The 18,526-nt window shown below is 65.6% G+C and carries 20 protein-coding genes; 6 read left to right on the plus strand and 14 right to left on the minus strand.

What is annotated here, in order from left to right; translation table 11 throughout:
* Positions 1-39: 39 nt before the first annotated feature.
* The 6 genes from regX to MSIMFI_RS02610 all read right to left on the minus strand — a co-directional run bounded on the left by regX (position 40) and on the right by MSIMFI_RS02610 (position 6,105).
* On the minus strand, positions 40-723 hold the full coding sequence (gene regX / locus MSIMFI_RS02585) for a two-component sensory transduction protein RegX (RefSeq protein ID WP_085077597.1): 684 nt from the start codon (positions 721-723) through the stop codon (positions 40-42).
* A 49-nt stretch (positions 724-772) separates the two neighbouring features.
* Entirely contained in the window at positions 773-2,014 is a 1,242-nt protein-coding gene (locus MSIMFI_RS02590; RefSeq protein ID WP_191496009.1) for a sensor histidine kinase, read from the minus strand.
* Between the two features lie 135 nt (positions 2,015-2,149).
* Positions 2,150-2,905, minus strand: coding sequence for a phosphoglyceromutase (locus MSIMFI_RS02595; protein WP_191496010.1), 756 nt, complete (start codon positions 2,903-2,905; stop codon positions 2,150-2,152).
* A 13-nt stretch (positions 2,906-2,918) separates the two neighbouring features.
* Positions 2,919-3,428 carry a type III secretion system chaperone family protein gene (locus tag MSIMFI_RS02600; protein ID WP_191496011.1) on the minus strand — a complete coding sequence of 170 codons (510 nt, stop codon included), beginning with the start codon at positions 3,426-3,428 and terminating at the stop codon, positions 2,919-2,921.
* Positions 3,425-4,774 carry a D-inositol-3-phosphate glycosyltransferase gene (mshA, locus tag MSIMFI_RS02605; protein WP_224770043.1) on the minus strand — a complete coding sequence of 450 codons (1,350 nt, stop codon included), beginning with the start codon at positions 4,772-4,774 and terminating at the stop codon, positions 3,425-3,427. Before mshA ends, MSIMFI_RS02600 begins: the two co-directional genes overlap by 4 nt.
* Before the next feature lie 17 nt (positions 4,775-4,791).
* Positions 4,792-6,105 carry an ROK family protein gene (locus MSIMFI_RS02610; RefSeq protein WP_191496013.1) on the minus strand — a complete coding sequence of 438 codons (1,314 nt, stop codon included), beginning with the start codon at positions 6,103-6,105 and terminating at the stop codon, positions 4,792-4,794.
* Positions 6,106-6,289: 184 nt separating this feature from the next.
* Here MSIMFI_RS02610 and MSIMFI_RS02615 point away from each other — a divergent pair, with 184 nt between their 5' ends.
* Complete coding sequence (locus MSIMFI_RS02615) at positions 6,290-7,048, plus strand: SDR family NAD(P)-dependent oxidoreductase (protein ID WP_191496014.1); 759 nt, start codon at positions 6,290-6,292, stop codon at positions 7,046-7,048.
* On the opposite strand, the gene MSIMFI_RS02620 is transcribed toward MSIMFI_RS02615, so the two are convergent.
* Both MSIMFI_RS02620 and MSIMFI_RS02625 read right to left on the minus strand, forming a co-directional pair.
* A complete protein-coding gene (locus MSIMFI_RS02620) occupies positions 7,026-8,378 on the minus strand; it encodes a L,D-transpeptidase (protein WP_186245552.1) in 1,353 nt (450 codons plus the stop codon). The two genes, MSIMFI_RS02615 and MSIMFI_RS02620, sit on opposite strands and share 23 nt — an antisense overlap.
* A gap of 50 nt (positions 8,379-8,428) precedes the next feature.
* Positions 8,429-9,526 carry a UDP-N-acetylmuramate dehydrogenase gene (locus MSIMFI_RS02625; protein ID WP_191496015.1) on the minus strand — a complete coding sequence of 366 codons (1,098 nt, stop codon included), beginning with the start codon at positions 9,524-9,526 and terminating at the stop codon, positions 8,429-8,431.
* Positions 9,527-9,552: 26 nt separating this feature from the next.
* On the opposite strand from MSIMFI_RS02625, the gene MSIMFI_RS02630 reads away from it, so the two are divergent.
* The 3 genes from MSIMFI_RS02630 (at position 9,553) to MSIMFI_RS02640 (ending at position 12,180) form a co-directional block, all read left to right on the plus strand.
* A complete protein-coding gene (locus MSIMFI_RS02630; RefSeq protein WP_186241507.1) occupies positions 9,553-10,077 on the plus strand; it encodes a DUF2505 domain-containing protein in 525 nt (174 codons plus the stop codon).
* 229 nt (positions 10,078-10,306) lie between these two features.
* Positions 10,307-11,137, plus strand: a complete 831-nt coding sequence (locus MSIMFI_RS02635) for a carbon-nitrogen hydrolase family protein (RefSeq protein ID WP_191496016.1) — start codon at positions 10,307-10,309, stop codon at positions 11,135-11,137.
* Positions 11,134-12,180: an LmeA family phospholipid-binding protein gene (locus MSIMFI_RS02640; RefSeq protein ID WP_191496017.1), complete on the plus strand. Its 1,047-nt coding sequence runs from the start codon at positions 11,134-11,136 to the stop codon at positions 12,178-12,180. The genes MSIMFI_RS02635 and MSIMFI_RS02640 overlap by 4 nt, the downstream gene beginning before the upstream one ends.
* Positions 12,181-12,187: 7 nt before the next feature.
* Here MSIMFI_RS02640 and deoC read toward each other — a convergent pair whose 3' ends face one another.
* The 6 genes from deoC to MSIMFI_RS02670 form a co-directional block, all read right to left on the minus strand.
* The gene (gene deoC, locus MSIMFI_RS02645) at positions 12,188-12,904 is read right to left on the minus strand and encodes a deoxyribose-phosphate aldolase (protein ID WP_191496018.1); all 717 of its coding nucleotides are present in this window, start codon (positions 12,902-12,904) and stop codon (positions 12,188-12,190) included.
* A complete protein-coding gene (locus MSIMFI_RS02650) occupies positions 12,904-13,338 on the minus strand; it encodes a DUF2599 domain-containing protein (protein WP_186241503.1) in 435 nt (144 codons plus the stop codon). The genes deoC and MSIMFI_RS02650 overlap by 1 nt, the downstream gene beginning before the upstream one ends.
* 3 nt (positions 13,339-13,341) lie before the next feature.
* Positions 13,342-13,629: a DUF2516 family protein gene (locus MSIMFI_RS02655; protein WP_186241502.1), complete on the minus strand. Its 288-nt coding sequence runs from the start codon at positions 13,627-13,629 to the stop codon at positions 13,342-13,344.
* Positions 13,630-13,759: 130 nt separating this feature from the next.
* The gene (gene hbhA / locus MSIMFI_RS02660) at positions 13,760-14,356 is read right to left on the minus strand and encodes a heparin-binding hemagglutinin HbhA (RefSeq protein WP_186241501.1); all 597 of its coding nucleotides are present in this window, start codon (positions 14,354-14,356) and stop codon (positions 13,760-13,762) included.
* Between the two features lie 342 nt (positions 14,357-14,698).
* Complete coding sequence (locus MSIMFI_RS02665; protein WP_186241500.1) at positions 14,699-15,121, minus strand: helix-turn-helix domain-containing protein; 423 nt, start codon at positions 15,119-15,121, stop codon at positions 14,699-14,701.
* Positions 15,122-15,209: 88 nt separating this feature from the next.
* A complete protein-coding gene (locus MSIMFI_RS02670) occupies positions 15,210-16,550 on the minus strand; it encodes a DUF445 domain-containing protein (RefSeq protein ID WP_191496019.1) in 1,341 nt (446 codons plus the stop codon).
* A 137-nt stretch (positions 16,551-16,687) separates the two neighbouring features.
* On the opposite strand from MSIMFI_RS02670, the gene MSIMFI_RS02675 reads away from it, so the two are divergent.
* On the plus strand, positions 16,688-17,401 hold the full coding sequence (locus MSIMFI_RS02675; RefSeq protein WP_186241498.1) for a TetR/AcrR family transcriptional regulator: 714 nt from the start codon (positions 16,688-16,690) through the stop codon (positions 17,399-17,401).
* A 9-nt stretch (positions 17,402-17,410) separates the two neighbouring features.
* Entirely contained in the window at positions 17,411-18,421 is a 1,011-nt protein-coding gene (locus MSIMFI_RS02680) for a prenyltransferase (RefSeq protein ID WP_191496020.1), read from the plus strand.
* Positions 18,422-18,526 lie beyond the last annotated feature (105 nt).

Genomic DNA, 18,526 nt, shown 5'->3' on the forward strand with positions numbered 1-18,526 from the left:
ACGTCGGCGAGTCGTGTGCGTGGCGTTAGTGTCGCGGAGCTAGCCCTCGAGCTTGTAACCCAAGCCCCGCACCGTTACCAGGTGCACCGGGTTTGCCGGATCGGCCTCGATCTTGGACCGCAACCGCTTGACGTGGACGTCGAGTGTCTTGGTGTCGCCGACGTAGTCCGCACCCCAGACCCGATCGATCAGCTGTCCGCGGGTCAGAACCCGGCCGCTGTTACGCATCAGGTATTCCAGTAGGTCGAATTCCTTCAGCGGCAACGTGATGGTGTCACCGTTCACGGAGACGACGTGGCGTTCGACGTCCATCCGTACCGGCCCGGATTCCAGGACGCCGTCGCTGATTTCGGAGTCGTCGTCGCCACCACGGCGCAGCACCGCGCGGATCCGTGCGATCAACTCACGCGCCGAATAGGGCTTGGTCACGTAATCGTCGGCACCGAGTTCCAGGCCGACCACCTTGTCGATCTCGCTGTCCCGAGCGGTCACCATGATCACCGGCACGCTGGAACGGGCTCGCAGCTGCTTGCACACATCAGTTCCCGACATCCCTGGCAGCATCAAATCGAGCAACACGATGTCGGCGCCGGCCCGGTCGAACTCGGCGAGTGCCGCGGGACCGTCGGTTACCACCGTGGCCTCAAAGCCCTCCTTGCGCAGCAGAAATGCCAGCGGATCGGCTAATGACTCCTCGTCCTCGACAATCAATACGCTTGTCACTTGCGCCACTCCTCCTCATCGCTGCGCTCTGCATCGTCGTTAGCGCGGGTCATCGACTTAGCTCTTCCTCTCGTTGTGGCCTGTTAGGCCGCACGTCGCTCCGTTGCGATTGCTCGGTTTCGTCGCCGTTGTGCTGCGGCTCCGCGTGATCCGGCGCTAGGGCCGGCAGCGACAACGTGAATGTCGATCCAGTTCCCGGCTTGCTCCACACGCCGATAGTGCCGTTGTGGTTGGCCGCGACGTGTTTGACGATGGCCAGCCCCAGCCCGCTGCCACCAGTCGCCCGCGATCGCGCCTTGTCTCCGCGGAAGAACCGCTCGAAGACCCGCTCCTGGTCTTCGAGAGCGATGCCGATGCCCCGGTCGGTGACCGCGATCTCGATGTTGTCGCCTCTCCTGCGGCGGCTGATCGACACCGGCGACCCCGGGGGCGAATATGCGATCGCATTGGACACCAGGTTTGCCAGAGCCGTCACCAACAGTGTTTGGTCGCCCAGCACCCGTAATCCGCTCGGTGCATCGGTACGGACATCGATGCGGGCGTTGTCGGCCGCCACCTTGTGACGCGAAATCGCCTCGGACACAATGGTATCGACGTCAACATCGGTCACGTTGGACAACCGCTCGGCGCCCTGCAGACGGGACAGCTCGATCAGCTCGGCGACCATGTCGCCCAATCGATTGGCCTCGATGAGCACCTTTTCGGCGAATCGCCGAACGGTATCGGAGTCATCCGCCGATGCCAGCAGCGCCTCGGCAAGTAGGGCCATAGCACCAACCGGGGTCTTGAGCTCATGGCTGACGTTGGCCACGAAATCACGCCGCGTCGCCTCCATGCGGGCATAGTCAGAGTGGTCGTTGGCGAAGACCACCGCGAACCGGCGGTCCTCCTCACTCAGCAATCGGGCTTGTCCATGCACAGCCAGCCCGGATCGTCCAGAGGGGCGCTTGCCCGGGGGCAGATCGAACTCGACGTCGCGGCCGCTCAGCGCCTGTTGTGCGGCCTGCCAAGCCTGGTCGTCGAGCTGACGGTCGCGCACCAAGCCTAGCTCCCTGGCCCGATCGTTGAGATAAACGACGTCGCGATGGCTATCGACAACGGCCACACCCACCGGCATCAGCGCGACGATTCGTTGCAGCATCTGTGCGACGGTGATCCCCGTCGACTCGGTGGTCACTCGTTGCCGGCGTTGAACAATCCGCCACGACAGCCGGGTTCCAGCCGCGACGCCTACGGCCAGTGCCGCCGCGGACAGGACCGCGGCCAGCAACAGTGCCGAGAACACAGTCACAAGCAAAATCCTACAAATCGGGTGAACGCCGCCCTAGCTGAGCGAGGCCAAATTCGGACAAGTCACATACTTCGCTACAGGTATTCGACTGCTGTTCACGTGATGTTTAACCAACCGCTCTATCGGCACCGCGAATCACGCTTTGCCGGCTCCCTGACTGGCCACCGCGGCGGCACCGACGGCAGCTGCCTCGGGGTCGAGATAGATGCCCCCACCTACCACTGGCCGCAATTGAGCATCCAGGTCATAGCGCAGCGGAATGCCGGTGGGGATGTTCAGTCCGACGATCTCGTCGTCGGACATCTGATCCAGGTCCTTGACCAGTGCGCGCAACGAGTTGCCGTGCGCGACGATCAGCACCGTCTTGCCGGCCCGCAGGTCGGGAACGATGACGTCGGTGAAGTAGGGCAAAAACCGGACTACCACGTCGGCCAGGCATTCGGTCAGCGGGCCGCCGCCGATATCGGCGTATCGGGGGTCAGCGTCCTGGCTGAACTTGCTGCCTTTTTCGATCGGCGGCGGTGGGGTGTCGTAGCTGCGCCGCCACGCCATGAACTGCTCTTCGCCGTAGCGAGCCTTGGTCTCGGCCTTGTCCAGGCCCTGTAGCGCGCCGTAGTGGCGCTCGTTGAGCCGCCAGCTGCGCCGCACCGGAACCCACAGCCGGTCGGCGCGGTCCAGCGCCAGATGCGCGGTGGTGATGGCGCGCCGCAATAGAGACGTGTAGAGCACATCGGGCAGCAGGTCGTGTTCGGCCAGCAGCTCACCGCTGCGCACCGCCTCCGCCTGGCCCTTGTCGGTCAGGCCGACGTCGACCCAGCCGGTGAACAGGTTGAGGGCATTCCAGTCGCTTTCGCCGTGGCGCAGCAGGACCAGCGTGGCAGTGTCACCCATGCCGGCAAGTCTCTCACGCGTCCTCGTCTTCGATGAGATGAGCGAACGCCTCTAGGTTTTTCAGCGACTCCCCGCGCGCTACCCGCCACTCCCATTCCTTTTGAATCGACGAGCGAAAACCCAACTCCAACAACGTATTAAAGTCCGAATCCACCGCTTCGAGCACTTGCCCAAGCACCCGATCGATCTCCTCGGCGTCGACCGAGGCCAGCGACATCCGACCCACCAGATAGATGTCGCCGACGTTATCCAGCGTGTAGGCCACTCCGTAGAGCCGTCGGTTGCGCTTGAGCAGGAACCGGTAAACCCCCTCCTGGTTCTCGTCGGGCTTCCGGCACACGAACGCCTCGACGCGCACCGAATGCTCGCCGATGCTCAAGATGGTGTTGGTCTTGAGCCGACGTTCACCAGGCAACGCGACCACCACTCCGGGCAGCCCGCCGGCGGCACCAGCGTGTTTGGCGTACTCGAGCTGGCTGGACCGGAGCGCGTCTTCGATTACTTGTTCCACCCGAGAGGTCATGCGCCCACTCCCCGACGCGACGTCCAGCGGCGTGGTTTGCGCATCGCGACCAGGTCGCGAACCCGGTGCTGGCGCTCGGCCGTGAAGTCGGCGATCGCGCGCCGGTAGCTGGCCAGCAGCGCGTCGGTGGTGTTCTCCCAGGAGAAGATGGCCGCGTGCTTTGCCGCCGCGTGGCTCATCGCCCAGCCCTGCGGGCCTGCCCGCAGCCGCAGCAGATGATCGATCGCATCGGCCCACCGGTCGACGTCGTGCCCAGACACCAAGCTGCCGGTGATCCCGTCGCGCACCGCCACCGGAAGCCCACCCACCGCCGCCGCTACCACCGGCGTGCCGCACGCCTGCGCTTCCACGGCGACCAGGCCGAACGACTCCGAATAGCTCGGCACGGCAACTAGATCGGCGGCCTGGAACAGTGTCGTCAGATCCGTGCGCGACTGCGGCGGAAGGAACGTCACCCGCGTCGTAATGCCGAGTTCGTCGGCGAGCCGAACCAGCCCGTCCGGTGAGGCCAGACCGCTGCCCGACGGTCCACCGGCCACGACGATGCGCACGCCCGGCAGTTTCGCCGCGGCGCGCAGCACGATGTCGGGTGCTTTCAGCGGCTGGATCCGTCCGACGAAAGCCACCACCGGCTCGTCCAATCCGAGCCGCAACGCCGCCCGGGCCGCCCGCCGGTCACCCGGACGAAACACGTCCAAGTCAACACCGGGGTGGACGACGTCGATCCGCGCCGGATCGGCGTGATGAATCGAAATCAATTGTTGCGCTTCATCTTCGGTGTTGACAATGAGCCGATCCGCCTCGTCGACAACCTGCTGTTCGCCGACGGTACGCAGCGGCGGCTCGGGGGTATCGCCGTGGGCCAACGCCGCGTTCTTCACCGCGGCCAGCGTGTGCGCGGTGTGCACCAACGGCACCGCCCAGCGGTCACGGGCCAGCCAGCCGACCTGACCGGACAGCCAGTAGTGCGAATGCACGATGTCGTAGTGCCCAGGTTCGTGGGCGGCTTCGGCGCGCAGCACCCCGGCGGCGAACGCACACAGCTGGGTCGGCAAGTCGTATTTGTCCAGACCCTCGAATGGCCCCGCCACCACGTTGCGCACCAGCACGCCGGGCGCGACCTGCACGATAGGAGGATCCGCGGACGCCGTGGCCCGGGTGAAGATCTCCACGTCGATGCCCCGGCGAGCCAGGTGCAGCGCGCTCTGCAACACGTAGACGTTCATGCCGCCGGCGTCACCGGTGCCCGGCTGGGCCAGCGGTGACGTGTGCACCGCCAATAGCGCAACCCGGCGTGGATCGTTCACTGCCGAGTCGTGGCGCACACTCCCATGTTTACAGGACACCGCGCGACGGCCGGTCGCTACTCAGCAACAGCCTCGGTATCCGGTAGCCGGGTCCCGAGGGCCCCCGAGCGCCGCATCGCACCCAACGGGTCGGCATACAACCCACCCAGCGACACCACACCCGCCCCGGCTTCCTGCACCCGGTTGCCGAAAGCGGTGACGCGAATATCGCGCGCCGGAAGCACCGAGCGCGCGGCGAAAGCCGCCTCCACCTGCTCCATCGCTTCCGGGTACTCGGTGAACGCCTGACCGCCGACCACCAGCTCGTCGGGGTTGAGCAGGTCGCGCAGCAACGCGACGGCCTCGCCGAGCACCCGGGCCCGCTCCGCCAGCAAATCCTTGGCCTGCTGATTGCCGGCGCGCGCCACCCGCAGCAGGTCGGTGATTGCGGTAGCGGACCCGCCGGTGCGGGTCGGTGCGGCCCCACTGGCCAAGCCCGGCATGATCCGGAGCCGACGGGCGGCGGCCAACACCGCTTCGTCGCTGACGGTGGATTCCAGCTGCCCGGTGCCGCCGAGCAGCTCAGAGTGGGCCGGCAGGGCCGCGATGGTGCCTGGGCCGCTGGCCGGGCAGTGCACCCGTCCACCGATCACCAGCGCATACCCCACGGTTTCGCGGGCGTAGACGTACAGGCTGGTCGGCGAGGTGGGCGCGAAACGCCGCATGCCGAGCAGCAGCTCAGCTCCCGCCATCGCGTCGACGTGGGACGCCACCGACACCGGCAGGCCCAGCACATCGGCCAGCACGGGCCCGACCGGCGCTTGACGCCAGCCCAGCCGTGGATGATCGACATGACCGGTAGCGCTGTCGACAACACCACCGATCGACACACCAACCCACAGCGGCCGGCGCCGATGCCAGCGCCTCAGATACCGGGCGGCACTATCGGCCAGCGCGCCCAGCGCGGGGCCCGCCGGATTGAGCGGCGTCGGCGTCTCGACGGTGTCGAGCGTGCGACCGAACAGGTCGGTAGCCACGATGCTCGTGGTCCGCGCACCAATGTGGATGCCGAGCGTCACAAACGGTTCGTGGTTGACCTCCACGGGCACCCGCGGGCGCCCAATGGCTCCGGAAATCGCCAAATCGGCGCGCTCCCGCAGCAGGCCAGCCTCCAGCAGCGCGATTACCTGCCGGTTAACCGTAGCGATGCTCAGCGACGTGACCTTGGCGATACTGTCGCGTCCGACCGGGCCACGTAACCGCACAGCCCGGAAGACGGCCGCCGCCGCGGAGTCAGCCAAGTGCAAAGACGGCGGCACGATGTGCCGGTGCGGCCGCGCCTGTAGCGTGCGACGGATTGGGGAATGGGGGGTGAGGGTAGGTGAGTGCACGGGTGTCCTTAAGTCCTAGTTCACTGGCCGGTTCCTTGGCCACACCTGCTGACGCTGTTGGGTCAGGCGCGGCAAGTCGCGCGGCAACAACACGCACCCGCGGCGAAAAGACACGCGGTCATCGTGTTGAACAAGGCGCTGTGGTGCACACGGAAAATTTAGCACGGTTATTAGAGTTATTCCGATGACGACAGCCGATGCGCCCGGACGGGTTGCGGTAATCACCGGTGCCAGTTCCGGAATCGGCGAGGCAACCGCCAGAACCCTTGCCGCCCAAGGGTTTCACGTGGTCGCAGTAGCGCGCCGGGCAGACCGCATCACCGCATTGGCCGACGAGATCGGCGGTACCGCAGTTGTGACCGACGTCACTGACGGCGCAGCGGTCGAGGCGCTGGCGCACGGCTTGAGCCGAGTTGACGTGCTGGTCAACAACGCCGGTGGCGCACGGGGGCTGGAATTCGTGGCCGACGCCGACTTGGAGCACTGGCGCTGGATGTGGGAGACCAACGTGCTCGGCACACTGCGGGTAACCCGCGCGCTGTTGCCCAAGCTCATCGAGTCCGGTGACGGCCTGGTCGTCACGGTCACTTCGATCGCCGCCCTTGAGGTTTACGACGGCGGCGCCGGCTACACCGCGGCAAAGCATGCGCAGGGGGCGTTGCACCGCACGCTGCGTGGCGAGCTGCTAGGCAAGCCGGTGCGGCTCACCGAAATCGCCCCAGGCGCCGTCGAGACCGAGTTTTCCCTGGTCCGCTTCGACGGCGACCAACAACGTGCGGACGCGGTGTACCAGGGCATGACACCGCTGGTGGCCGCCGACATCGCCGACGTGATCGGGTTCGTGGCGTCGCGGCCTTCGCACGTCAACCTGGACCAGATCATCATCCGACCGCGCGACCAGGCCTCAGCGACCCGAAGGTTTAACCACCTGGACCCGAAGTAGTGGTAGGCGTGCCCGACAAGCTCGGCGCCGTCGACGGTGTGGCCGGCGCGGTGACGGGGATCTGGGTTCCCGGAGTACGCGTAGGCCGCGGCAGCGCGGACATCGACACCCAGGTGTCCCAGTCCACGGCCCAGTCCCAGATATCACCGTCGGAGTAGGACAGCTGGATCGAGCTGCCGGTCACCTCGACGGGGTCACCGTAGATGGCGGTTTGGAAATACTCCGCGGCGTTCTCCGTGGACAGGTTGATGCAGCCGTTGGTGACGTTGCTATTGCCCTGAGCGCCGGCGCTCATCGGGTTGGCGTGGATGAACTCGCCGTTGTTGGAGATCCGCACCGCCCAGCGTTCGTGCACGTTGCTGTAGCCGGCGGCCGGGTTCGACATGTAGAAGTCGGCGTACTTCTCGGTGACCACGTGGATGCCGTTGCGGGTGACGTTGCGCGCCTTGTCGGCCTCGCCGTAGCTGCATGGGAAGTCCATGATGACGCCGGCGTCGGTGACGACCTGGATCCGGTGCGACGAGACCTCGGCCTTGACCACCTGCCGTCGACCGATCTGGATGTTTAACGACATGTCCTGCAGGCCGTATGCGCCGTCGCCGAACGGCAGCCCATAGAACTTGGCGTCGACGTTGACGGTGGTACCCGCCGGGTAATACTCGCGGGGACGGTAATGGATGCGTGCGCCTTTAGCCTCGTCGGGCAGCCAGGCCCAGCTGCCCTCGACAGGCGGGTTGGTGGTTACGGTGAGCGCCCGCTCGACGGCGGCCTTGTCGCTGATCGGTGAATCGAATTGGATGATGATCGGCGCCGCGATCCCCACGGTCTGACCGTCGGCCAGCTGGAATCCGCCATCGATCTTCTTCGTGGGCGTCACGGTGGTGAACTTGCCCGCCACCGGAATGGCCTTGCCGTCGTGGCCGACGGCCGAACCGGACCAGTTGTAGGTCGTGTTATAGCCCAGCGGCTCGGTGATCGTGTAGACGGTGCGATCTTGGTTGTATGCGCCGGCCACGACCTTGCCCGCCGAGTTCGTCAGCGCAACCCGCTGAAACCATCCGTCGCCCACTTCGACGCTGATCGGCGCTACCGGCACCACATCCTCGGCGGCATCGTTGGGCCGGAAGGTCAGGCGGGGCGACGGGGGCGCCTTTTTCTCGGACTGTTTGATGACCTTGCCGGCGCAGGCGGCCAGCACGTTCGGTGCAAGCACGCCGACCCCTAGGGCCGTCAAAGCCAGACGCCGGCTGATCGGCCCCTGGTTTTGGGGCGTGCTGGATGTGCTCACGAGACTCAAAGATACCGGGCGAGACGCCCACTCCCCCGCCACCGAGAAGCGCGCCGGGGGTACTCCAACGTTTCTAGGCACGAAAATAGCAGCTATAAAGTGCAGCCGACCAGGATAGGTTCGGGTCTCAGTGTGATACCAAACACATCACGAACCCCGTCGCGGACGGTGCGCGCCAGTACCATGACGTCCTCGGCGGTGGCGGTGCCCCGGTTTGTCAAAGCCAGCGCATGCTTGGTGGACAGCCGGCACCGCGCTTTGTCGTCATGCGGATACCCTTTGCCGAAGCCGGCCCGCTCCACCAGCCAGCCGGCGGCCAGCTTGACTCCATTGGGTGCCGGATAGTTCGGTACCGGCCCATCCACCTCGGTCGCCAGCCGTTGGTACAGCTCAGGGGCGACCACCGGGTTGGTGAAGAACGAACCCACGCTCCAGGTGTCGTGGTCGGCCGCGTCGAGCACCATGCCTTTGCCCGCCCGCAGCGCCAGCACCGCCTCACGCACCGCTTGCGGGTCGGCGCGTTCGCCGCTGGCCACGCCCAGCGCGGCAGTCAGCTCGCCGTAGCGCAACGGCGCGCTGCAGCCCGACGAATCCAGCGCGAACTCCACTTCCAAGACGACAGCGGGCATCTGACGCCCGTCAGCTTGCTTCAATACACTGGTCCGGTAACCAAATCCCAGTTCGCCGGCAGGTACCCAGCTCACCGCACCGCTGCTTCGATCCAACAGCCGCACCTGGGTGATGCTGTCGGACACCTCTGCGCCGTAAGCCCCCACGTTCTGCACTGGAGTCGCCCCGGCCGATCCGGGGATTCCGGACATACATTCCAACCCGCCCAGACCGTGCTCGATGGCCCGGACCACCACGTCGTCCCAAACCGCGCCCGCCTCGGCACGGACCAGGTTGCCGTCGACGGTGATGGCGTTGTTCAGCAACCGGACCACGGTCAGATCGCCAATATCGCCGATCACCAGATTGGAACCTCCAGCAAACACCAGTGGACGGCGACTGCCCTCGGCACGGGCATCGGCGTCGAGCTGCCGCAACACCGCGACCACCTGATCGGTACTGGCGCACGTGATTACACGCCGTGCGACGGGCCCGACGCGCAGCGTCGTCAACGGCGCCAGGGGCACCGACTCGGCGACATGGGCACCGGCAAACAGCGAACCGACTTCGCGCCGTTTCATGGCCCGTAACGGTAGCCTCACCTGCTATGCCGCGTTCATTCGACATGTCGGCCAACTACGAGGGCAGCGTCGAAGAAGTTCACCGGGCTTTCTACGAGACCGACTACTGGACGGCGAGGCTGGCCGAAACCCCGGTCGACGTCGCGTCCATTGAGTCGCTGCGCATCGGTGGCGAGTCCGGAAACGACGGGACCATCGAGGTGGTCACCGTCCAGACGTTGCATAGCCATAACCTGCCGGGCCTGGTCACCCAGTTGCATCGCGGCGATCTGTCCGTGCGGCGAGAGGAGAGCTGGACCCCGATTAGCGATGGCATCGCAACCGCGTCCATTGCGGGATCGATCGTGGGCGCCCCGGTAAACCTGTGGGGTACCGCCGTGCTGTCCCCTAGTGCCGAAACGGGCGGCTCTCGGATGTCCGCGCAGATCACCATCCAGGTGCGGATTCCCCTGATCGGCGGGAAGCTGGAGCGGCTCATCGGCACCCAATTGCGCGAGCTGGTGGCACTTGAACAGCGCTTCACCACGAAGTGGATCGCCAACAACGTCTGAGCGGGCGCCGGGTCTGGATCGCCCAGCTCGCCCCCTCGCCGCTCCGCGGCTGGGGGTACCCCCACCTCACGCCGCAAGCGGCGCGCATCGTCGCCGGGCCTAGGCTGGATCGCCCAGCTCCTCCTCACGCCGCAAGCGGCGCGCATCGTCGCCGGGCCTAGGCTGGATCGCCCAGCTCCTCCTCACGCCGCAAGCGGCGCGCATCGTCGCCGGGCCTAGGCTGGCGCACATGCGGATCGCACTGGCGCAAATCCTCAGCGGCACCGACCCCGCAGCGAATCTGCAGTTGGTGCGCGAGTACGCCGAGCGCGCCGCCGACGCGGGCGCGAAGTTGGTGGTGTTCCCGGAGGCGACCATGTGCCGGTTCGGGGTTCCGCTGCGACCGATCGCTGAACCCGTCGACGGATCGTGGGCAGACGGTGTCCGCCGGATCGCAACCGACGCGGAAATCACCGTGATCGCCGGCATGTTCGCCCCTGCCGGCAACGGACGGGTGACAAACACCCTGATCGCGGCCGGCCCGGGCACACCCAATCAACCAGACGCCCACTATCACAAGATTCACCTCTACGACGCGTACGGTTTCACCGAGTCGTGTACCGTCGCCCCCGGGCACGAGCCCGTGGTGATCTCGGTCGACGACGTGGCGGTGGGGTTGACCATCTGCTACGACATCCGGTTTCCAGCGCTCTACACCGAGTTGGCCGATCGCGGAGCCCAGTTGATCGTGATCTGCGCATCTTGGGGCTCTGGTCCCGGCAAGCTCGAGCAATGGACATTGCTGGCTCGGGCGCGGGCACTGGATTCGACTAGCTACGTCGCCGCCGTCGGCCAAGCGGACCCCGGTGACGTGTTATCCAGCGCCGGAGCACCGACCGGAGTGGGCGGCAGCCTGCTGGTCTCGCCGCTAGGCGAGGTGGTGGCGTCGGCCGGAGCCCATCCGCAGCTGGTGGTCGGCGATTTCGACGTTGACAACGTCACCGCGGCCCGCGACAAGATCGCGGTGCTGCGCAACCGCTCAAGCTTTGCTCAGGTTGATAGGGCAGAATCGCGGGGGTGACGAATCCACAAGGACCACCGAACGATCCGTCGGCGTGGGCGCGTCCGGGCAATCAAGGCCCTCTCGGTCGACCTCCGGTACCGGGCACTCCCCCGGGCGGAAGGCTGCATCAGGGCCCGCCCGAAGCTGGTCGCGGCCAGGAAGCCCCGACCGCGGCTAGCCAGGTGCCGCAAGAAACCCAGCCTTTGACTGCAGCCAATGCCGACGCTCAGCGACCCGAAAACCCAGCCGCGGCCAGCCGGTCCGCAAACCGTACGACACCGCTCGCCACACCGATGCAAGAACCGGAACCGGGAAAAACCAAACGACGCCGGCGTCGCGACCCACTGTCCATCGTTCTGGTTCTCATCATCGTGTTTTCGCTTGTTCTCGCCGGGTTGATCGGCGCCGAGCTCTACCTTCGCAATCAAGCCAACAGCAAGGTCGCCGCGGCGGTGGCGTGCGAGGTCAAGGACCAGGCGACCGCGTCGTTCGGCGTGGCACCGCTGGTGCTGTGGCAGGTTGCCACGCGCCATTTCACCAACATCTCGGTGGAGACGGCGGGCAACCAGATCCGCGACGCCAAAGGCATGAAGCTGCAACTCAGCATCCAAAACGTTCAGCTCAAAGACGCCCCTGACTCCAATGGCACCCTCGGCGCGCTGGACGCCACCATCACTTGGTCATCCGAAGGCATCAAGCAGTCGGTGCAAAACGCGATTCCAATTCTTGGCGAGTTCGTCACCAACAGCGTGACCACTCACCCCAGCGACGGCACGATCGAGTTGAAGGGCATGCTGAACGACATCGTGGCCAAGCCGGTGGTCTCCGGCAAGGGCATCGAGCTGCAGATCGTCAGTTTCAACACGTTGGGCTTCTCGCTGCCAAAGGAGTCAGTGCAGTCGACGCTCAACGAGTTCACGGGCAGTCTGACCAAGAACTATCCGATGGGGATCCACGCCGACAGCGTGCAGGTCACCCCGACCGGCGTGGTGAGCCACTTCTCCACCCGGAACGCCACCATCCCCAGCGGCGGCCAGAACCCCTGCTTCGCCAACCTCTGAGGCTCGGTCAGGCCGGCCCGAGTCCATCGAGCACAACTCGAGTGCCGGACAGGCCCAGCCTGGTGGCGCCAGCGTCAAGCATCGCGATCGCATCGGCGGCAGTGCGGATGCCACCGCTGGCCTTGATCCCCAGGCGCCCACCGACAGCCTTGGTCATCAACGCGACGGCACGCACCGTCGCCCCGCCAGCGGGGTGAAATCCGGTCGAGGTCTTGACGAAGTCCGCTCCGGCGTCCTCGGCGGCGCGACACACGTCCGTCAGCGTGTGCGCGTTTGCCTGGGCAAGCAGCACCGCCGACTCCACGATCACCTTGAGCACGGCCCCGCCTGCCGCGGCACGCACCGCCTCAATGTCGGACCGCACGGCATCGAAAGCTCCGGCCAGCGCGGCGCCCACGTCGATGACCATGTCGATCTCATTCGCACCGGACGCCACTGCCTCGGCCGCCTCTAAAGCCTTGACGGCGGACAGATGCTTGCCCGAAGGGAACCCCGCGACCGCCGCGACCCGTACATTCCCGGCTTGGAGGCCGGCTTGGAGGCCGGCTTGGAGGCCGGCTTGGACCGCCATCGGCACCATCGATGGCGACACGCAGACCGCGTAGACCCCTAGCTCGACGGCCTCCGTAACCAGGGCAGCCACATCGGCCTGGGTCGCCTCGGGTTTGAGCAGGGTGTGATCGACCAATGCCGCCAGCTGCTTCCGCGTAGGAGAGCTGGGCACTAAAACGGTTCTTCCGGGCTGCCCGGGTTGCAGCTGGAGGCGAACATCTCGGCGTCGTCGACGACCGGCCGCCACGGCTCGAGGTTCCAGCTGGTCTTGCCGGGTTCTGCGATTTCGGCGAGCTGCCAGTGGCAGACGAACTGTGCGCGCATGCCAGCGCTGTCGGCGTTCGGTGAGCGCGTGAGCACCTCGGCCCAGGCCTCGTCGACGGCCGCGGTCATTCCGGGCCGCCGTGAGGCCACGCGCCCCGATGGCGTCGGATAAACCCGCAGGCTAGTCAGATTCTGGCCACCCCAATGCGTCCATTCGGTGTGGTCGACGAACGGCGGAGACGGTGTCGAGCTCGAAACGCCGGTATCCGGGTCGGCGACGGCGGGAGCCGCGGCTAGGAGCGCGACAACCACGGCCGCCGGAGCGGCCACCACTGCTTTCATCCGCTAGCGCGACTTACCTTGAATTTCGAGAAGCTTGGGCCGCACATCGACCAGATACACTCCGGCCGCGCATGCGGCAATAACCATTCCGAGCACGCCGAAAACGAAGCCCAGGATGGAGGTCAGCGCGACCGCTACGCCCAGGATCACCAACCACACCGGCTTGGTCAGTTTGTCGGCTGCGGTATAAGCGTCGGGCCGTTGCAGCGCCGCGTGCACAAACGCGTACACGGCCGTCACCAAGACGGCGATCTGCAAGACCAACATGACGGTACCCACGAGGTGGCTCACGCAATAAGACTATGCGGGTTTCGTCCAACACGTCGACTCCGAGTCGCCCACAGGACGACTCGGAGTCGATTGCCCTTTCTGGTCCGAGTCGCCCTGAGGACGACTCGGAGTCGAATGGTGCAGGTCCGAACTACTTCTGAGTGACCTTCTTGGCCGCTGCCTTCTTCGCGGGAGCCTTCTTGGCCGGGGCCGCCTTCTTCGCCGGTGCAGCCTTCTTGGCCGGGGCCTTCTTGGCTTGTGCCTTCTTGGGCAGCTCGATGCCGACCAGCTTGGCGGCACGCTCACCGACCGCGCGGGTTTGCGAGGCGACCGTCCCCAGGGCCTCCTGGGTCAGCTCGACAGCCTGGTCCACATAGCCCTCGGCGCGCGCCGACGCGTCCTCGAAGCCCGGCTGGCTGCGCAGCCGCTCCAGAGCGGCCTCGCCGCGCTCGACCAGCTCGTTGTACCGGGTGGTGGCGGCCTCGAGGTAACCCTCCGCGGCCTTGCGCAGCTCGTCGGCGGTGAAGCGCTCGCGCAGCTCGGTGATCTGCTCGGGCAGGTCCTCACGCAGCGTGGTCAGGCGAGCACGGCTCTCCTCAACGCGGGTGCGGGTGTCCGAGCGGGTCTCCTCAGCGCGCTCACGCAGGTTGGAGATCAGGTCGTTGACGGTGGCCAGGGCCAAATCGGCGGCACCCAACGCGGCAAGCAACGGAGCCTTCAGGTCCTCGATGTTCGAATTTTCGGCCATGGTGTTTCCTTTCATTGTTTCTTCGTTATCGGCGTTATTCGATCTGTGGTCTGGAAGTAGAGGCAAGCGTCGGCTCCTGCGGACAGGAATCGTCAAGACCCGCGGATTGACAGTGCACGCGACTTGCGGGGAAACCTCCTGGTTCGTCGGGTCGGTTGCTGGTTCGAGCTCGTGGTGGGTTGTGTATCTGGGCGCCGCCGAGCGAAGTCCTTACACTGCCGGCCCGACTTCCCTTCCTCTTGGATAACCCGACAGCCGGTGATCTAGACGTAATCGCGGTGACTCGTGCGATATGTAAAGTCCCTCAACCGATTGCGTCGCTGCAGTCGGCCGACGGCCTACTCAATCGTTCGATGTCGGATCGCTCGGACACTCCTCGCGGTTCGCTTCGTTCTGTTGGGTTTCGTTTTGTTGGGTAAAGGACGCATAAATGTCCAGCAGAACCTGCTTCTGACGCTCGGTGATCGCCGTATCGGTGATGATCGCGTCGCGCACCTGACTGGACTCGCTGGGCTCGAGAATCCCGGCCCGCACGTAGAGGACCTCGGCGGAAACCCGCAGCGCCTTTGCGATCTGGGCTAGGACGTCGGCGGACGGCTTGCGCAGTCCCCGCTCGACCTGGCTCAGGTACGGGTTGCTGACTCCGGACCGCTCGGCGAGTTGCCGCATCGAAACCTGGGCCGTCTCGCGCTGCGACCTGATGAAGCTGCCGATGTCGGAGGCCTTGTTGGACACCTTGGCGCCCAGCTTCTCCTCCGGTGCCATTGGAGCACTCCTTGCGTCAGCGTGGTCGTTTATGGACACCAGGGTACGGACAGGTGCTTGCTTTTGCAAGCGCTTTGTTAGCACCCTCTCAGAACAACAGCTGCGCGACGGCGTAGATCACCAACCCTGCCAGCGCCCCAACCACGGTCCCGTTGATCCGAATGAACTGCAAGTCGCGACCGACGTGCAATTCGATGCGCCGACTGGCTTCCTGGGCGTCCCAACGCTCGATCGTCTCGGTGATGATCGCGGTGATTTCCACCCCATATTGCGAGACCAGCTGCTGCGCGGCGCGCACCATCCAGTTGTCCACCTTGTCACGCAGCTCGGCATCATCGCGCAGCGATTCCCCGATTCGGATCACCGCGTCGGCAATGCGGGTGCGCAGCGCGCTGGACGGGTCGTCGACACCCTCGAGCACCAACCGTTTGAGCGTCTTCCACGCCGTCGCGGCGGCGTTGGCGATCTCGTCGCGCGCCATCAGTTGCTCTTTAATCGCGTCGGCGCGCGCAACAGTCGCCGGGTCGTGCTGCAGGTCGTCGGCGAAGTCGAACAGGAAGCGGGTCGCCGAACGGCGCAATTCGTGGTTGGGGTTGCGGCGCACCTTGTCGGTGAAGTCCATCAATTCGCGGTGGATGCGGTCGCCGACCAGGTGGTCGATGAATCGCGGCGACCATGTCGGTGAGTCGCGCTCGACCACACGTTGGATGACCACGCCCGCGTTCAGCGACCACTGAAATGCCCGGTCGGCCAGCAGCTGGATCAGAGCCTCCTGCCTGTTCTCGGCCAGCAGCGTCTGCAGCAGTCGGCCTGCAGGCGGACCCCATTGCGGTTCGGCGATACGGCGCACGATCATCCGGTCGATCACGTGCTGGACGTCCTCGTCGCGCAGTAGCTCGACCAGCACCCGCAACACCGTGGCCGTCTCGCTCGCCACCCGCTGGGCATGTACGGGTTCGGACAGCCACTTACCCAAGCGGCTCGGCACTTGCGCGTCACGCAGCTTGGTCTCCACAACTTCTGCGGACAGGAAGTTTTCCCGCACAAAGGTGCCCAAGCCCTCGCCGAGCTGGTCTTTCTTGCGTTTGATGATGGCGGTGTGCGGGATAGGGATGCCCAGCGGATGCTTGAACAGCGCTGTCACCGCGAACCAGTCCGCCAGGGCGCCCACCATGCCGGCCTCCGCGGCGGCGCCGACGTAGCCGACCCAAAGCGGTGCCGCCCCATGCGCCTGTGCCCAGCGGCACGCGAGAAACACCACGGTGGCGCCAACCAGAAAGCTCAGAGCTACCACTTTCATCCGGCGCAGCGCCGTCCGCCGCTCGGCGTCGGCCTCCGGATCGGCCCCGGCGAACGACTCCGCGAAAGACACGCGTACCCGCGGCGACCCCGACGATCCCCCTGTCGGGAAGGCTCTATGTGTCACCACACCATCATCCGCTATCGGAAAGCTCAGTTAATGTGACTCCACCTGTTTTCGGAAGCTTCTGCAGACACCGCCGCTACGCCGGAACAGCCTCCACACGCCGTAGTATCAAGTCGTCTAGTGAATGGGAATCGGCGAGAGTGGCGGAGCGTATCCCGGCCGTGACAGTGAAGACGGATGGTCGCAAACGGCGCTGGCATCAGCACAAGGTAGAGCGCCGCAATGAGTTAGTGGATGGCACGATCGTGGCCATACGCCGGCACGGCCGCTTCCTGAGCATGGACGAGATAGCCGCGGAGATCGGGGTCTCTAAGACGGTGCTCTACCGGTATTTCGTCGACAAGAACGACCTGACGACCGCGGTGATGATGCGCTTCACCCAGACCACGCTGATTCCCAATATGGCCGCGGCGTTGACGTCCGACCTGGACGGTTTCGACCTGGCCCGCGAAATCATCCGGGTGTATGTCGACACCGTGGCGGACGAACCCGAGCCGTATCGGTTCGTGATGGCTAACAGTTCGGCTAGCAAGAGCAAGGTGATCGCCGACTCCGAGCGGATCATTGCCCGCATGCTCGCGGTAATGATGCGCCGGCGCATGCAGCAGGCGGGCATGGACGCCGGAGGGGCGGAGCCGTGGGCCTACCTGATTGTCGGCGGCGTGCAGCTGGCGACCCACTCGTGGATGTCGGACCCGCGGATGAGTCGCGACGAGCTGATCGACTACCTGACCATGCTCAGTTGGAACGCACTGTGCGGGATCGTCGAGGTCGGTGGATCGCTGGAGAAGTTCCGGGAGCAACCGCATCCCTCGCCCATCGTGCCGCCGCGGGATCGTTCCAGACCGGTCTAGGCTGGTGAGATGCCTGGGCTGAGCGTTGGCTCACGGCTGAAGTCGTGGTCATACGCACTGAGCACCACCAACCCGCCACCCGACGGGCCGATCGATGCGGTGACGCGCTGGCTCGTCGTAACCCGCGCGGCATTGCTGCCGATGACCTTGGTCTCCGGCCTCGTCGCGGCGCTCCTGGCGATTGGTCAACCAGGGTTCGACTGGCGCTGGCTGGTCCTGGCCGTCGTCGGGATCACGCTGGCACACACCTCCAACAACCTGATGAACGACCTGTACGACACCGAGGTCGGTACCGACAGCGCCAACTACCCCCGCGCCCTCTACGCCCCGCACCCGGTGTTGTCCGGCTTGATCAGCCGTCGCACGCTGGGCCTGGCGATACTCGTGGTGAACCTCGCCGATTTGGCGATCCTCGTCGCGTTGACGTGGGCTCGCGGCTGGCCCGTGGCGGCGTTTGCGCTCAGCGGATTCGCGCTGAGCGTTGCTTACACCGCACCACCGCTTCGACTCAAGAAACGTGGTCTGGGCGAACCCGACGTCTTTGTCGTATGGGGTCCGCTGATGGTGTGCGGCACGTACTACGCCGCGGTGGGCGCGGTCGGCTGGAACGTGGTGCTCGCGTCGCTTCCCTACGGACTGTTGTGCACGACGGTGCTGATGGGCAAGCACATCGACAAGATCCCCTACGACCAACCGCTCGGCATCCGCACATTGCCGGTCCTGCTGGGCGCCGCCCGGGCTCGCGCTGTGACGTTGGCCATGATGCTCGGCTTCTACGTCCTGGTCGTTGTTGCCGTCGCGATGGGGGCGATGGCGTGGCCCGCGCTGCTAGTCGGCTTGGCGCTGCCCCGGCTGGCCAAAGTATGGCCGTATTTCCGTCGAGAGCCGCCTGACCAGCCACCACCGAAGTTTCCGGTGTGGCCGCTCTGGTATGCCGCACTCGCGTGGTTACACGTGCGCCAGGCCGGTGCGCTGCTGGTTGTGGGCCTCACAATCGGCGTTGTGCTGCGCTCGTGGTGAATTCGGACCGGCCGGTATTGCCGCGCGGAATGCGGCTAGAACTATTTACAACAGATAGCATGCTTGAGATGCATCGGGGGCAGAACAGGGTGCGCCATTGCCGAG

Source organism: Mycobacterium simulans, assembly GCF_900232995.1.
Classification (GTDB): domain Bacteria; phylum Actinomycetota; class Actinomycetes; order Mycobacteriales; family Mycobacteriaceae; genus Mycobacterium; species Mycobacterium simulans.

Excerpts from the sequence above, each read along its gene's own strand:
- MSIMFI_RS02615 (WP_191496014.1), top strand. The coding sequence starts at position 6,290 with ATGACGACAGCCGATGCGCCCGGACGGGTTGCGGTAATCACCGGTGCC.
- MSIMFI_RS02680 (WP_191496020.1), top strand. The coding sequence starts at position 17,411 with ATGCCTGGGCTGAGCGTTGGCTCACGGCTGAAGTCGTGGTCATACGCA.
- MSIMFI_RS02600 (WP_191496011.1), bottom strand. The coding sequence starts at position 3,428 with ATGACCTCTCGGGTGGAACAAGTAATCGAAGACGCGCTCCGGTCCAGC.
- MSIMFI_RS02595 (WP_191496010.1), bottom strand. The coding sequence starts at position 2,905 with ATGGGTGACACTGCCACGCTGGTCCTGCTGCGCCACGGCGAAAGCGAC.
- MSIMFI_RS02625 (WP_191496015.1), bottom strand. The coding sequence starts at position 9,526 with ATGAAACGGCGCGAAGTCGGTTCGCTGTTTGCCGGTGCCCATGTCGCC.
- MSIMFI_RS02650 (WP_186241503.1), bottom strand. The coding sequence starts at position 13,338 with ATGAAAGCAGTGGTGGCCGCTCCGGCGGCCGTGGTTGTCGCGCTCCTA.
- MSIMFI_RS02635 (WP_191496016.1), top strand. The coding sequence starts at position 10,307 with ATGCGGATCGCACTGGCGCAAATCCTCAGCGGCACCGACCCCGCAGCG.
- hbhA (WP_186241501.1), bottom strand. The coding sequence starts at position 14,356 with ATGGCCGAAAATTCGAACATCGAGGACCTGAAGGCTCCGTTGCTTGCC.
- MSIMFI_RS02630 (WP_186241507.1), top strand. The coding sequence starts at position 9,553 with ATGCCGCGTTCATTCGACATGTCGGCCAACTACGAGGGCAGCGTCGAA.
- MSIMFI_RS02665 (WP_186241500.1), bottom strand. The coding sequence starts at position 15,121 with ATGGCACCGGAGGAGAAGCTGGGCGCCAAGGTGTCCAACAAGGCCTCC.